At 61.4% G+C, this 13,643-nt stretch carries 13 protein-coding genes; 8 read left to right on the top strand and 5 right to left on the bottom strand.

The genetic code is table 11. From position 1 onward, the window contains the following. The first annotated feature begins 100 nt into the window (after positions 1-100). Together ubiE and ubiB are read left to right on the top strand one after the other, a co-directional pair. The gene (gene ubiE / locus HTT03_RS16335; RefSeq protein WP_174860847.1) at positions 101-853 is read left to right on the top strand and encodes a bifunctional demethylmenaquinone methyltransferase/2-methoxy-6-polyprenyl-1,4-benzoquinol methylase UbiE; all 753 of its coding nucleotides are present in this window, start codon (positions 101-103) and stop codon (positions 851-853) included. Further along, a complete protein-coding gene (gene ubiB / locus HTT03_RS16330) occupies positions 853-2,385 on the top strand; it encodes a 2-polyprenylphenol 6-hydroxylase (RefSeq protein ID WP_174860846.1) in 1,533 nt (510 codons plus the stop codon). Before ubiE ends, ubiB begins: the two co-directional genes overlap by 1 nt. Positions 2,386-2,418: 33 nt before the next feature. On the opposite strand, the gene HTT03_RS16325 is transcribed toward ubiB, so the two are convergent. Next, positions 2,419-3,600, bottom strand: coding sequence for an acetyl-CoA C-acyltransferase family protein (locus HTT03_RS16325; protein ID WP_174860845.1), 1,182 nt, complete (start codon positions 3,598-3,600; stop codon positions 2,419-2,421). Between the two features lie 115 nt (positions 3,601-3,715). Between HTT03_RS16325 and HTT03_RS16320 the strand changes: the two genes are divergently transcribed. The 3 genes from HTT03_RS16320 (at position 3,716) to tdh (ending at position 6,600) form a co-directional block, all read left to right on the top strand. After that, positions 3,716-4,282, top strand: a complete 567-nt coding sequence (locus tag HTT03_RS16320) for a helix-turn-helix domain-containing protein (RefSeq protein ID WP_174860844.1) — start codon at positions 3,716-3,718, stop codon at positions 4,280-4,282. Positions 4,283-4,375: 93 nt separating this feature from the next. Continuing rightward, positions 4,376-5,560, top strand: a complete 1,185-nt coding sequence (locus HTT03_RS16315; protein ID WP_174860843.1) for a glycine C-acetyltransferase — start codon at positions 4,376-4,378, stop codon at positions 5,558-5,560. Continuing rightward, positions 5,560-6,600, top strand: coding sequence for an L-threonine 3-dehydrogenase (tdh, locus tag HTT03_RS16310; protein WP_174860842.1), 1,041 nt, complete (start codon positions 5,560-5,562; stop codon positions 6,598-6,600). Before HTT03_RS16315 ends, tdh begins: the two co-directional genes overlap by 1 nt. Before the next feature lie 5 nt (positions 6,601-6,605). Here the strand turns inward: tdh and HTT03_RS16305 are convergent, their stop codons facing one another. From HTT03_RS16305 to HTT03_RS16295, 3 genes are all read right to left on the bottom strand, one after another. Next, positions 6,606-7,334, bottom strand: a complete 729-nt coding sequence (locus HTT03_RS16305; RefSeq protein WP_174860841.1) for a metallophosphoesterase family protein — start codon at positions 7,332-7,334, stop codon at positions 6,606-6,608. 133 nt (positions 7,335-7,467) lie between these two features. Continuing rightward, a complete protein-coding gene (serA, locus tag HTT03_RS16300) occupies positions 7,468-9,063 on the bottom strand; it encodes a phosphoglycerate dehydrogenase (RefSeq protein ID WP_174860840.1) in 1,596 nt (531 codons plus the stop codon). Between the two features lie 98 nt (positions 9,064-9,161). Continuing rightward, complete coding sequence (locus tag HTT03_RS16295; protein WP_174860839.1) at positions 9,162-10,325, bottom strand: phosphoserine transaminase; 1,164 nt, start codon at positions 10,323-10,325, stop codon at positions 9,162-9,164. A 154-nt stretch (positions 10,326-10,479) separates the two neighbouring features. On the opposite strand from HTT03_RS16295, the gene serB reads away from it, so the two are divergent. Both serB and HTT03_RS16285 read left to right on the top strand, forming a co-directional pair. After that, positions 10,480-11,355, top strand: a complete 876-nt coding sequence (gene serB, locus HTT03_RS16290; protein ID WP_174860838.1) for a phosphoserine phosphatase SerB — start codon at positions 10,480-10,482, stop codon at positions 11,353-11,355. 99 nt (positions 11,356-11,454) lie between these two features. After that, entirely contained in the window at positions 11,455-11,769 is a 315-nt protein-coding gene (locus HTT03_RS16285) for a YciI family protein (protein ID WP_174860837.1), read from the top strand. Positions 11,770-11,781: 12 nt separating this feature from the next. Here the strand turns inward: HTT03_RS16285 and HTT03_RS16280 are convergent, their stop codons facing one another. Further along, positions 11,782-12,762, bottom strand: coding sequence for an asparaginase (locus HTT03_RS16280; protein WP_174860836.1), 981 nt, complete (start codon positions 12,760-12,762; stop codon positions 11,782-11,784). A 180-nt stretch (positions 12,763-12,942) separates the two neighbouring features. Between HTT03_RS16280 and HTT03_RS16275 the strand changes: the two genes are divergently transcribed. Next, positions 12,943-13,473, top strand: a complete 531-nt coding sequence (locus HTT03_RS16275) for an invasion associated locus B family protein (RefSeq protein WP_174860835.1) — start codon at positions 12,943-12,945, stop codon at positions 13,471-13,473. Positions 13,474-13,643 lie beyond the last annotated feature (170 nt).

The following is a 13,643-nucleotide window of genomic DNA, read 5'->3' as shown; positions in this document are numbered from 1 at the left end:
CTCGGTTTCCCCTCTCGCTCGCCTGTGACAAAAGGCACGCATTGTCCCTGCCCCCCGGCACCCTATAACAAGGGACTGAACCAGAGGATCGCAAGAGCAGATGACCCAGGACGCCGACAAAACCACCCATTTCGGATTTGAGACCGTGCCAGAGCATGAAAAGGCCGGACGCGTACAGGGTGTGTTCAACTCCGTCGCCAGCAAATACGACATTATGAATGACGTGATGAGCATGGGCATCCACCGCGTCTGGAAAGAAGCGATGATGGATTGGCTCGCCCCGCGCCCCGGTCAGAAATTGCTCGATGTGGCGGGCGGCACTGGTGATGTGTCGTTCAAATTTCTCAAACGTGCGGGCCATGGCCACGCCACGGTGCTGGACCTTACCGAGCCGATGTTGGTCGAAGGCCGCAAACGTGCCGAGGCTGATAGCCTGACGGGCAGCCTCGACTGGGTGGTGGGCGATGCCATGGCGTTGCCCTTTCCCGACAATACCTTCGACGTCTACACCATCAGCTTCGGCATCCGGAACGTGACGCGCCCGCAAGAGGCGCTCAATGAAGCCTACCGCGTGCTGCGCCCCGGTGGCCGCCTGATGGTGCTGGAATTCAGCCAGTTGCCCAATCCGGCGATGCAGAAAGCCTATGACCTCTACAGCTTCAACGTGATCCCGCGCATGGGCCAGGCCATCGCAGGGGACCGCGACAGCTATCAATATCTCGTCGAATCGATCCGCAACTTCCCGGACCAAGACACGTTCTTGTCGATGGTCCGTGCAGCGGGCTTTGAGCAAGCCAAATACCGCAACCTTACCATGGGCATCGCGGCGCTGCATTCGGGTTGGAAAATCTGATGCGCGGACCTCACAACATTTGGCGGCTGATCCGCACCGGGGCGACGCTCGAACGTACCGGCGCGATGAATGTGGTGCTTGACGCCTTTGACGCACCCAAACCGCTGCGCTTTGTCGCCCGCGCCCTTGGCCTGCCGTTCAAATGGCTGGGATATAACGGCGATCCGGCAATGCCGCCCGCGACCCGCGCGCTGACGGCGCTTGGGCCCGCGTACATTAAATTCGGCCAAGTGCTGTCGACCCGACCTGATGTGGTAGGCGATGAGCTGGCCGTGCAACTGCGTGTGTTGCAGGACAAACTGCCGCCCTTTGACACCGCACTGGCCCGCAATTCTGTCGCGGATGAATTGGGCCAGCCCGTCAGCGCCATTTTCTCTGAGTTCAGCGAACCTGTCGCCGCCGCCTCCATCGCACAGGTCCACCATGCACGATTGGCCGAGACGGGCGAAGAAGTCGCCGTCAAAGTCCTCCGCCCCGGCATCGAAAAGGCCTTCCGCAAGGACATCGACGCTTTCTACCTCGCCGCCCGCATGGCCGAGATTTTCTCCCCCGGCTCGCGTCGTCTGCGCCCAACCGAGGTGATCGAGCACTTCGATGGCGTCGTGCGGGGCGAGTTGGACCTGCGGCTCGAAAGCTCCGCCGCCTCTGAATTCTCTGCCAACACCAAGGAAGACGCCGGGTTTCAACTGCCCGAAATCAAGTGGAACTACTCCGGCCGCCGCGTGATGACACTGGGCTGGGCCGATGGTGTGCCGCTGGGCGATAACGCTGCAATCGACGCTGCCGGACACGACCGCGTAGCGCTGTCGGAGCGTGTATTGCAACTCTTCCTCCAACACGCCCTGCGCGACGGTTACTTCCACGCCGACATGCACCAAGGCAACCTCAAGGTCGCGGCCAATGGGGATATCATCGCCTATGACTTCGGCATCATGGGGCATATCGACAGCTATACCCGCCGGGTCTACGCGGAAATCCTTTACGGTTTCATCCGCCGCGACTATCAGCGCGTGGCGAAGGTGCATTTTGAGGCTGGTTACGTGCCTGCCGACAAAGACGTCGATGAATTCGCCCGCGCCCTGCGTGCGGTGGGAGAGCCGATTTTTGGCATGGACGCCACCCGCATCTCCATGGCGCGGCTGCTGACCTATCTCTTTGAGGTGACAGAACGTTTCGGCATGGAGACCCGCACCGAGCTAATCTTGCTGCAACGCACCATGGTCGTGGTCGAAGGGGTCGCCCGCTCGCTCAACCCGCATATCAACATCTGGGAAGTCGCGAGCCCCATTGTGACGGATTACATCACCAAATCGCTCGGCCCCCGCGCCATGCTGTCAGACCTGCGCGACACCGCGATGGTCATGGCGCGTTTCGGCCCGCGCTTACCGGGTCTGGTTGAACAGGCATTGAACCGTCAGGCCGAAGACCAGCCGCAGCGCCGCCCCCGTTTTTGGCGCTACATCGCGGCGACTGCGGTGATGTCCGGCATGGCCGGGGCCACAACAATCGCTTTGGTCGACGCGCTGCTTTAGGGAGGAAGGGGGCCATATGGCCCCCGCCCAGTTTCACGCGATACGTTCGATCGCCATGGCGATGCCTTGACCGCCGCCGATGCACATGGTGATCAACGCGCGCTTGCCGCCAATCCGCTCCAACTCATAAAGCGCCTTCACGGTGATGATCGCCCCCGTCGCGCCGACAGGGTGGCCAAGCGCAATCGCGCCGCCGTTGGGGTTCACGATTGCCGGATCGAAGTCTAACTCCTTGCTCACCGCCAGCGCTTGGCTGGCGAAGGCCTCGTTGCTTTCAATCACGTCGAAGTCGCTGGCTTTCAGCCCGGTGCGTCTCAGAAGGTTTTGCACGGCAGGGATCGGCCCGATGCCCATCACCTCAGGCCGCACACCCGCATGCGCGTAGCCGATAATCCGTGCGCGGGGTTTAAGCCCAGCAGCTTCTGCGGCTTCGGTGCGGGCCAGCACCAGCGCTGCGGCACCGTCGTTGATCCCGCTCGCGTTGCCTGCGGTCACGCGCCCATCCTTCTGGAACACCGGACGCAAACCGGCCAAGGCTTCGGCAGTGGTCGCCTTAGGATGCTCATCGGTGTCGAAGGGCACCATGTCGCGCTTCACTTTGACCTCGACCGGCACGATCTGATCCTTGAAATGCCCCGCCGCGATGGCCGCTGCTGCACGCTCTTGGCTTTGCAGGGCGAATTCATCCATCTGTTCGCGCGTAATCGCATGCTCATCCGCAACATTCTCTGCCGTTACGCCCATATGCCCAGTGCCAAAGGGGCAGTTCAGCGTGCCGAGCAGCATATCAAGGCTCCGTGCATCGCCCATTTTCTGGCCCCAGCGGGCATCGGGCAGAATATAGGGTGCGCGGGACATGTTTTCGGCACCACCGGCGAGGGCGAAATCCGCATCGCCGAGCATCAGACTTTGCGTGGCCGAAACCAGCGCCTGCACGCCAGAGCCGCACAGGCGGTTCACGTTCATCGCGGGGACTTCATCCGGCACCCCCGCCTCCCGCGCGGCAACGCGGCTCAGGTACATGTCGCGCGGCTCTGTGTTGATGACATTGCCAAAGACCACATGACCGATCTGCGCCGGGTCCACGCCCGCGCGTTCCATCGCGGCGCGGGCGACGGTGCTGCCCAAGGTGGTCGGTGGGGTTGCGGCAAGGCTGCCGCCGAAAGTGCCGATGGCGGTGCGCGCGCCGCCCAAGATGACGATATCGTTTGACATGTAGCTCTCCTCTATCCGTTGGCGGCACTATGGGGTGGTGGCGGCACAATGTCAGGGGGGACGTTCCGTCAAAGCGCTGCTTGACAGGGGCGGGGCGCCGCGCGACATATCCGCCATGACGGAAAATAATGACAAGATCCTGACGCAACTCCCCGCCCGCTTGAAAGAAGCGCGGCAAGGGCAGGGGTTGTCGCTCGATGCAGTGGCGAAACTGTCAGGCGTGTCACGTTCTATGGTGAGCCAGATTGAGCGTGGGGAATCCAGCCCCACCATCGCGACGCTGTGGAACCTGACCCGCGCGTTGCAGGTGGATTTTGCCGGACTCTTGGATGGCACCCCCGCTGAAGCGCAGATCGAAGTGCTGCGCAGTGCGGCGGTGCCGACAATCAGTAATCTGGGCGATGGCTGTCGTATTCGTATCCTGTCGCCGCCCGAAGAGGCTGGGCATCATGAGGTCTATGAGTTGCTCATCGCTGAAGGCGGCGTGTTAGAAAGCGCCCCGCATACCCGAGGTGCCCGCGAACACCTGAGCGTTTTTGAAGGCGCCGTCGAAGTGACCAGCGGTGCGGGAGCCGAGCAATTGCAGGCCGGAGATACGGCACGCTACGCCGCCGATGTACCCCATGCCATCCGTGCAATCACAGGGCCAGTGCGGGCGTTCCTTGTCGTGCAGGATGCGTGAAATCCGGTATATCGGAAAAATTCCGCTATTCAAGACATCCTCTATTTCGGAATAGCCTCCGCTATGGTAGATGGGATTCAAAAGGAGTATCCCATGACCAAAGCATTTCTGGACCACATGACAGACACCCTGGCCGAGATCGACGCCGAGGGCATGATGAAACGCGAGCGGCTCATCACCACCCCGCAGGGCGGTGAGATTGCCGTGGGCGACCGCGATGTGATCAACCTTTGCGCCAATAACTACCTCGGCCTTGCCGATCATCCCGAGTTGATCGCCGCCGCCAAAGAGGCGATGGACGAAAAGGGCTTCGGCATGGCCTCCGTCCGTTTCATCTGCGGCACGCAGGACATTCATCGGGAGTTGGAGCAGAAACTGGCCAGCTTCCTCGGGCATGACGATTCGATCCTCTTCGCCGCCTGTTTTGACGCCAACGGCGGCCTGTTCGAGCCGCTTTTAGGACCAGAGGATGCTGTGGTCTCGGACGCGCTGAACCATGCCTCGATCATCGACGGCATCCGCCTGTGCAAAGCCAAACGCTACCGCTACGCCAACAGTGACATGGACGATCTGGAGGCCAAGCTGAAGCAGGCCCGCGAAGATGGGGCGCGCTTCATCATGATCGCCACGGATGGTGTTTTCTCCATGGATGGCTATCTGGCGAAACTGCCTGAAATCACCGCACTGGCTGAAAAATACGAGGCGCTGGTGATGGTGGATGACTGCCACTCAACCGGGTTCATGGGGCCGAAGGGCGAAGGCACGCCCGCGCACTACGGGGTGAAGGTCGATATCGTGACCGGCACGTTGGGCAAGGCGCTTGGCGGGGCGATTGGTGGCTATATCGCGGGGCCTCAGCCGGTGATCGACCTACTGCGCCAGCGCGCGCGGCCCTATCTGTTTTCCAACTCGCTGCCCGCGTCGATTGTGATGGCGGGGATGCGGGCGCTGGAACTGGTGGAACGGGGCGACGATCTACGCGCGCAATTGTTCGAAAACACCGCGTATTGGCGTGGAGGGCTGGAGAAGCTGGGCTTTGATTTGTTGCCCGGTGAACATCCCATCGTGCCAGTGATGCTGGGCGAAGCGCAGCTTGCACAGAATATGGCGGCAAAACTGTTCGACAAAGGCGTCTATGTTTCGGGCTTCTTCTTCCCGGTGGTGCCGCGTGGCCAAGCCCGCATCCGCACGCAGATGAACGCAGCCCTGACGCGCGAGCAGTTGGACCGGGCGCTGAAAGCCTTCGAAGTGGCAGGCAAAGCCTGCGGGGTGATCTGATGACAACTAACGAGATGAAGGCGCTGTCGAAGCTGCATGCCCGCGAAGGGTTGTGGATGACACATGCGCCGGTGCCGGAGATTGGCCCGGATGATGTGCTCATCAAGATCAACAAGACCGGCATCTGTGGCACCGACATCCACATCTGGAACTGGGACGATTGGGCCGCGCAGACCGTGCCGGTGCCGATGATCACCGGCCATGAGTTTGCGGGCGAGATTGTCGAATTGGGCCGCCGTGTCGAAGGGTTAGAGATCGGCCAGCGCTGCTCGGGCGAGGGGCATCTGATCGGCAAACAGTCACGCCAGAGCCGTGCGGGCAAGTTCCACCTTGATCCCGCGACGCGGGGCATCGGGGTGAACGAGCAGGGGGCTTTTGCGCAATACCTCAAGCTGCCTGCCTTCAACGTCGTCCCGCTGCCGGATGAAATTTCTGACGACATCGGCGCCATCCTCGATCCTTTGGGAAACGCGGTACATACGGCGCTGAGCTTTGATCTGGTGGGGGAAGATGTGCTGATCACCGGCGCAGGCCCCATCGGCATCATGGCCGCCGCCGTGGCACGGCATGTGGGCGCGCGGCATGTGGTGATCACGGATGTGAACCCCGCGCGGCTGGCGCTGGCGGAAAAGGTTGCAGATGTGGTGACGGTGAACGTCGCCAAAGAGGATTTGGCCGATGTCATTCCGCGCCTGAAGATGAAACAGGGCTTTGACGTGGGTCTTGAAATGTCAGGCAACCAGCAGGCGCTGCATCAGATGGTTGAGGCAATGACTATGGGGGGCCGTATCGCGATGCTGGGTATTCCGCCGGGCAAATCGCCAGTGGACTGGAGCCGCATTGTCTTTAAAGCGATCACCATCAAGGGCGTCTATGGCCGCGAGATATTCGAGACATGGTACAAGATGATCGCCATGTTGGAGAACGGGCTGGATGTTTCAGGTATCATCACCCATCGCTTCAAGGTCGATGACTTTGAACAGGGCTTTGCCGCGATGAAGTCCGGACAATCCGGCAAGGTGGTCCTCGACTGGACTTGAACCAATCAGGGGCGGAGCCGGTTGCGCCCCTGTTGTGTTAACACCCAAACTTTGTCGCCCTCAAACACCGCGGCGCAGAGCGGTTTGCCATAGCCCGCGCCGGTGTCGAGGTTCACACGGTTGCCGTAATGCATGGCGCTGTCCACCGGCGTATGGCCGTGCACGATCAGCTTGGGATGCGGCGCGGTGAAATTGTGGAACTCTTTGCGGATCCACAGTAAATCGCCCTCACTTTGCTCGGCAAGCGGAACGCCCGGCCTGATGCCGGCATGAGCAAAAAAATGATCCGCGGTTTCATGGCTCAGCGCCATCCCTTGCAAAAAGTCGATATGGCTCTGCGGAACCGCCTCAAGCGCGCGGGCGTGGATTTCTGACATTCGATCCTGTTTGGTCACCGGCACGCCGTAGGAGGCGAGCGTCACGTCGCCGCCGATACGCGGATGCAGCCAGGTGAACTCGACCAGCAGAGCCGGATCGTGGCGCGGGAAATCCTCCATAAACCAGCGGAACATGCGGTCGTGATTGCCCATGAGGAAGGTCCAGTTGCGGCCCTCGGCCTTGCCCTGCGCGAGCCGGCCGATCACCGCTTTGCTGTCGGGGCCACGGTCGGTGTAATCGCCAAGGAAGACGATGCGTGCATCCGGCCCGCCGTCTTCTTCGATCAAGGTCAAGACGCGCTCAAGCTCGGCGGGGTAACCGTGGATGTCTCCGATGGCATAGATGGGGCTGGCCATGATCGCTCCTGTCTTTCTGCACCCCCTCGTGATGCCGCAAAGCAGGCGGGAAGGGAAGGCTCAGCCAAAAGAAGCCGCCAAAAGCAAAAGCGCCCCGCGAGGGGGCGCTTCCAGATTGTGCAGATTGTGGGCCTTAGGCCACATCGAATTGCAGCGGCTTGATTTGACGGAACATGCCGGTGTCATGCAGCTTGCCGATGACCGCCTCCGGGACTTGGTCATCGACGTAGAGCAGGGCAATCGCCTCGCCCTTGGCCGTGTGGCGGCCCAAGGTGAAATTCGCGATGTTCACGCCGTTTTGGCCCATGGTCTGGCCCAATGTACCAATGATGCCGGGCACGTCTTCGTTCGTGGTGTAGAGCATATGCTCCCCGATCTCGGCGTCGATGGTGATGCCTTTGATCTGGATAAAGCGTGGCTTGCCGTCCGAGAAGACGGTGCCCGCAATGGAGCGCTCGCGCTTTTCGGTCACCACGGTCACCTTGACGTAGCCGTCAAAGACGCCGGATTTGTCTTGGTTGGTGGTGCTGATCTGGATGCCCTTTTCGCGGGCGACCACGGGGGCAGAGACCATGTTCACGTCTGGGTTGGCCCGTTTCATGATGCCCGCCACGACGCCGCAGTTCAGTGCCTTGAGGTTCATCTTGGCGACCGAACCGTCGTAAAGGATGTTGATCGCCTTGATCGGTTCGTCCGTCATCTGGCCAATGAAGGCCCCGAGGTGACCGGCTAGTTTGACCCATGGGCCCATGACCTTGGCTTCTTCGGCGGTAACCGACGGCATGTTCAGCGCATTGGTCACGGCGCCGGTCAGCAGGTAGTCAGACATCTGCTCGGCGACTTGCAGGGCCACGTTCTCCTGCGCTTCGGTGGTCGCGGCACCAAGGTGCGGTGTGCAGACCACGTTGGGCAGGTTGAAAAGCGGGTTCTCTTTCGCCGGTTCCTCAGCAAATACGTCAAAGCCCGCGCCCGCCACATGGCCGGATTTCAGCAGATCGGCCAGTGCTTCCTCATCTACCAGACCGCCACGTGCACAGTTGATGATGCGCACGCCTTTCTTGGTTTTCTCAAGGTTTTCGCGGCTCAGGATATTCGCTGTCTGCTCTGTGTAAGGCACGTGCAAGGTGATGAAGTCTGCGCGGGAAAGAAGCTCGTCCAACTCGACCTTTTCCACGCCCATCTTCTCGGCCTTTTCCTCGCCCAAGAAGGGGTCATAGGCCACGACTTTCATCTTCAGTCCAAGCGCACGGTCGCAGACGATGCCGCCGATGTTGCCCGCGCCGATCACGCCAAGAGTCTTGCCGGTCAGTTCAACACCCATGAACTTCGACTTTTCCCATTTGCCCGCATGGGTGGAGGCGCTGGCCTCGGGGATCTGCCGTGCCACGGCGAACATCATCGCAATGGCGTGTTCGGCGGTGGTAATCATGTTGCCAAAGGGCGTGTTCATCACGATCACACCCTGTTTCGACGCGGCTTCTTTGTCGATGTTATCGGTGCCGATGCCGGCGCGGCCGATCACTTTGAGGTTCGGCGCGTTGGCGAGGATCTTCTCCGTCACTTTGGTAGCCGAGCGGATCGCAAGACCATCATAATTGCCAATGATCTCGGCCAGCTTGTCTTTGTCCTTGCCCAGGTCGGGCTGGAAATCCACGTCGATGCCGCGATCGCGGAAGATCTGAACGGCAGCTTCGGAGAGTTTGTCGGAGATGAGTACTTTGGGAGCCATGTTGGTGGTCCTTTATAAACGGGGTCAGCGGTGCGCAGACACGCGCAGCCTACAGATTGGGGATGGGATAGGGTGCGCAGTCCCTGCGCACCATCGCGTCAAGCGTTGATTTCGGTCTCGAAAGCCCATTCGAGCCAGGGCAGCATCGCTTCGATATCCGCCGTCTCGACCGTGCCGCCGCACCAGATGCGCAGGCCCGGAGGGGCATCGCGGTAGGCGCCGATGTCGAGCGCTGCGCCCTCATCCGCCAACCGTTTGGCCACGGCCTTGGCAAAGGCAGCGCCGTCCTGAATGCGGTCGTCTGTGAACTTGAGGCAGACCGAGGTGTTGGAACGTGTCGCCGGATCGGTCGCGAGGAAGTCGATCCAGTCATGCGCCTCGACGAAATCCGCCACAGCCTTGGTGTTGGCATCGGCGCGAGCGATCAGCCCTTTCAGGCCACCCACGGACTTGGCCCAGTCGAGCGCCAGCAGGTAATCTTCGACGCAGAGCATTGAGGGCGTGTTGATCGTCTCGCCCTTGAAAATACCTTCGTTCAACTTGCCGCCTTTGGTCAGGCGGAAAATCTTGGGCAGGGGCCATGCGGGGGTGTAGTTTTCCAGCCGCTCGACGGCACGGGGCGAGAGGATCAGCATGCCATGCGCCGCTTCGCCGCCCAGCACCTTCTGCCAAGAGAAGGTCGTCACATCCAGTTTGTCCCACGGCAGGTCCTGCGCGAAGGCGGCGGAGGTCGCATCGCAGAGCGTCAGGCCCGCGCGGTCCGCCGGGATCGCGTCGCCATTGGGCATCCGCACGCCGGAGGTGGTGCCGTTCCATGTGAAACAAACGTCATTGTCATAGTTCAACGCGGCCATGTCGACGATCTCGCCATAGTCGGCGGTGTGAACCTGCGCTTCGATTTTCAACTGCTTGACCACATCGGTGACCCAGCCCGCGCCGAAGCTTTCCCATGCCACCATCTCAACTGGGCGTTCGCCCAGAAGCGACCACATGGCCATCTCGAATGCGCCGGTGTCGGAGGCGGGCACGATGCCGATGTGGTAGTCCGCAGGCACGCCGAGCACTTCGCGGGTGGTCTCGATTGCCTGCGCGAGCTTGGCCTTGCCGGGTGCGGCACGGTGGCTGCGGCCCAGCGGTGCGCCGCTCAGCTTGGTCAGGTCGAATGTGGGGATTTTGGCGCAGGGGCCGGAGGAGAAACGTGGGTTTGCCGGTACGGCAACAGGTTTCGCTTCCGGGCGCGGTGCCGGTTGTTCAATAGCCATTGATGCTACCCTCTCAGATAATCGCCCTTCGTTGGGGAAGGGTGTCCCACTTGTCGGGATACGCGGGGAGGCCGGACTGGCGCAAGTCGCAAAATGACGCTAGGACGCCGGTCATGTCGCTTTGCGCGGCGCGAATGATGCGGATCGGAAACTTATGTTCACGGCAATCTTGTTGACCTCCCCCACTAATCCCTCGTTAGACCCCGCGCTGGTTGAAAGCCTGCGCAACGCTTGGGGCGGGGGCGACGCGCTTTGGCTGGCCCCGGATAAGGCAGCAGAATTTTCGCTGGGACAGATGCCGGAAAACCGCTGGGATGTTTGGGAAAACTGCCAGTCCATGGGGGTCGATCTGGTGATCGTGCCGACAGAGGGTCGCCGCAAGAAGATGTTGCTGGCCGATATGGACAGCACGATGATCCAGCAAGAATGTATCGACGAATTGGCCGACGAAGCAGGTGTCGGTGAGCGGGTCAAAGAGATCACCGCGCGGGCGATGAATGGCGAGTTGGACTTTGATGGCGCTCTGCGTGAGCGTGTTGGCCTGCTGAAAGGATTGGAGGCCGCTGTCGTCGATAAGGTGCTGGCCGAGCGCATCACATTGATGCCCGGCGGCGGGGCGCTGGTGGCGACGATGAAAGCCAACGGCGGTTATGCGGCGCTGGTCTCGGGCGGGTTCACCGCCTTTACCGCCCAGGTCGCCGACATGCTGGGCTTTGATGAGAATCGCGCCAATACGCTGCTGGTCGAACAGGCGGCGCTTACCGGCGAAGTAGGTCTGCCGATCCTGGGGCGCGAGGCCAAGGTCGCCGCGCTGGAAGAGATCACCGGAAAGCTGGGGATTGGTGAAGATCAGGTCATCGCGGTGGGCGATGGGGCCAATGATCTGGGCATGTTACAACGTGCTGGCATGGGCGTGGCGCTGCACGCCAAACCCTCCGTTGCGGCGCAATGTGACATCCGGATCAACCACGGCGATCTGACCGCGCTGCTCTTTGTACAGGGCTATGCGCGAATGGAATTCGCGGGCTGACACGAGAACCTGATTTGACTCAACGCGGGTGCGCAGTGGTAATGGGGCAGGCACGGCTTGCTTCAACTTCGTGCCGCGCAGCAATCAGGGAGACGAACAATGCCGGATTTTATCTTTGCCTATCACGGGGGGAAATCCCCGGAATCTCAGGAAGAGGGTGACAAGGCCATGGCCGCTTGGGGGGCGTGGTTTGAAGAGATGGGGGATCAGATCGTGAACCCCGGCAATCCCGTGGGCGTGTCCAGAACAGTCAGCGCCGAAGGCATTGCGGACAATGGCGGCGCCAACCCGCTGTCAGGTTTCACAGTCGTGCGCGCGGATGACATCGACGCCGCCTGCAAGATCGCGCAGGGCTGCCCGATGGTTGCAGACGGAACCGGATCGGTGGAAGTCGCGCCTGTCATAGAGATGTAGGCGCGCTCGCTATCAGGTCAGCTCTGCCGCCGCTTTCAACATGCCCGTCTCAAGCCCGCGCCAGTTTTTGATCGGCGCGTTCATCCGCTTGAGCGCGGCGGGGTGGTTAGCGTCCAGCGCGCCGAGTTTTACCAGCAGGGCCGCGATGGCACATTCCGCCGCGCGGGTGGTGCCACAGGCGGCTTTGAGCGCGATGCCCAGCTTGCGCTCGGGCCAGATCGCGATGAAGAAGCCTTCCGCGCCCGTTTTCAGCGCCACTTTGCCATCCATCGCCCGCATCAGTTCCGTGCAGGCACGGCCTTCGCCCGCGACGAGTTCGGGGTGCAGGCGCATGGCTTCGTGCAAACGTGCTTCGGCGGAGCCTTCGGGGGCCGCGGCGAAATGGGCCATGGCGCGGGCCATGCCGTGCAGGGTGCAGGCGGGGTTGGGAGCAGAGCAGCCGTCGATGCCGTAGCCGGGCGAGGTTTCTTGGGTGACCGTCTCAAAGGCCTCAAAGCAGGCTTGTTGCACCGCGTGGTCCGGCTTTTCATAGTCCGGTCCGGCACCGAGGTGTTTGTTTAACGTCAGGAAGCCTGCGTGTTTGCCTGAGCAATTGTTGTGGATTTGGCAGGGCTTTTCATGCGCACGGATCAGCGCCTCCATTGCATCGCGGTCGTTGGGCTCCTGCGGGCCGCAGCGGAAGTCGCTGTCGTCCAGTCCCAGCGTGTCGAGCCAGAGGCCAACCCGGTCGGTGTGGATCGCGGCCCCTTGGTGCGAGGCACAGGCCAGCGCCAGTTGCTCGGTGGTCAACCCCGCCTTGTCGGCCGCGCCGGAATTGATCAGCGGCAGGGCTTGAATCATTTTCGAGGACGAGCGCGGCAGGATCACCTTCTCGGGGTCGCCCCAAGCCTCGACAATCTGGCCGCTGTCATCGCAAATCACCGCATGGCCAGAGTGCACGCTTTCCAGAAAAGGTCCGCGCCAGATTTCTGCAAAGGGGGCTGGCTTGCTCATGAAGATCATCCTGTTTCTGCGCGAAATCCTGCCAATCAGGGTTTCGCCTGTCGTACGTTTGACGTTATTGTGGTTGGTGTCGAACAGATAACAGACACCTGCAAGAGAGCAACCCGCCCGAGGTTGCCCGGCTGGGGTCTGTCACTGCGTTGAGGTCAAGGACGGCTGGAGGCTGGACAGATGGGAATGATGAAAACTTGTGGGTTTGCGCTCGGCGCGCTCGCCATGATGGCAAGCGGTGCATGGGCGCAGGAGCAGAGCACCAACCGGGTCGCGGCCAAGACCGATTGGAGCGTCTTTGTCGAAGACAACCCGACCGAGTGCTGGGGCGTATCGACGCCGAAAGAAGTGGTAAACACCCGCGACGGGCGTGTCGTGGCGGTGAACCGGGGGCAGACGTTGTTGATGGTGTTCTACCGTCCGTCGGCCAATGCGAATGGGCAGGTCGCCTTTACCGGTGGCTATCCTTTCGCGTCAGGCTCGACCGTCACGATGAGCATCTCGGGCAATGAGTTCGAGTTGTTCACCGAAGGGGAGTGGGCATGGCCTGCAACCACGGCGGATGATGCCAAGATCATCGCGGCGATGAAGCGTGGCGCGGATGCGAAACTGGTGGGCCGCTCATCGCGCGGGACGCAGACGAGCGATACCTTCTCGCTGCTGGGCTTTACGGCGGCGGTTGAGGATGCGGCGAAGCGCTGCGGCGGTTGATTTGCTCGGTATCTGAATAGAAGCGGCCTCGCATTCGCGGGGCCGTTTTTTTTGTGCGCGGGATGTGCCACCGGGCCCGGAATCCAGCCGTAGGCTCCGGGCCATCGCCTGCCCGCCCGTCACGCTAAAGGCGTGCCAAAATATGATGGGCGTACCTTCGGTGCGACCGG

Origin of the sequence: Sulfitobacter maritimus (genome assembly GCF_013346665.1) — a bacterium.
Taxonomy (GTDB): domain Bacteria; phylum Pseudomonadota; class Alphaproteobacteria; order Rhodobacterales; family Rhodobacteraceae; genus Sulfitobacter; species Sulfitobacter maritimus.
This window is presented reverse-complemented; position numbering and strand designations above follow the sequence as displayed.

Coding starts and splice junctions, on each gene's coding strand:
- ubiE (WP_174860847.1), top strand. CDS start 101: ATGACCCAGGACGCCGACAAAACCACCCATTTCGGATTTGAGACCGTG.
- ubiB (WP_174860846.1), top strand. CDS start 853: ATGCGCGGACCTCACAACATTTGGCGGCTGATCCGCACCGGGGCGACG.
- HTT03_RS16325 (WP_174860845.1), bottom strand. CDS start 3,600: ATGTCAAACGATATCGTCATCTTGGGCGGCGCGCGCACCGCCATCGGC.
- HTT03_RS16320 (WP_174860844.1), top strand. CDS start 3,716: ATGACGGAAAATAATGACAAGATCCTGACGCAACTCCCCGCCCGCTTG.
- HTT03_RS16315 (WP_174860843.1), top strand. CDS start 4,376: ATGACCAAAGCATTTCTGGACCACATGACAGACACCCTGGCCGAGATC.
- tdh (WP_174860842.1), top strand. CDS start 5,560: ATGACAACTAACGAGATGAAGGCGCTGTCGAAGCTGCATGCCCGCGAA.
- HTT03_RS16305 (WP_174860841.1), bottom strand. CDS start 7,334: ATGGCCAGCCCCATCTATGCCATCGGAGACATCCACGGTTACCCCGCC.
- serA (WP_174860840.1), bottom strand. CDS start 9,063: ATGGCTCCCAAAGTACTCATCTCCGACAAACTCTCCGAAGCTGCCGTT.
- HTT03_RS16295 (WP_174860839.1), bottom strand. CDS start 10,325: ATGGCTATTGAACAACCGGCACCGCGCCCGGAAGCGAAACCTGTTGCC.
- serB (WP_174860838.1), top strand. CDS start 10,480: ATGTTCACGGCAATCTTGTTGACCTCCCCCACTAATCCCTCGTTAGAC.
- HTT03_RS16285 (WP_174860837.1), top strand. CDS start 11,455: ATGCCGGATTTTATCTTTGCCTATCACGGGGGGAAATCCCCGGAATCT.
- HTT03_RS16280 (WP_174860836.1), bottom strand. CDS start 12,762: ATGAGCAAGCCAGCCCCCTTTGCAGAAATCTGGCGCGGACCTTTTCTG.
- HTT03_RS16275 (WP_174860835.1), top strand. CDS start 12,943: ATGGGAATGATGAAAACTTGTGGGTTTGCGCTCGGCGCGCTCGCCATG.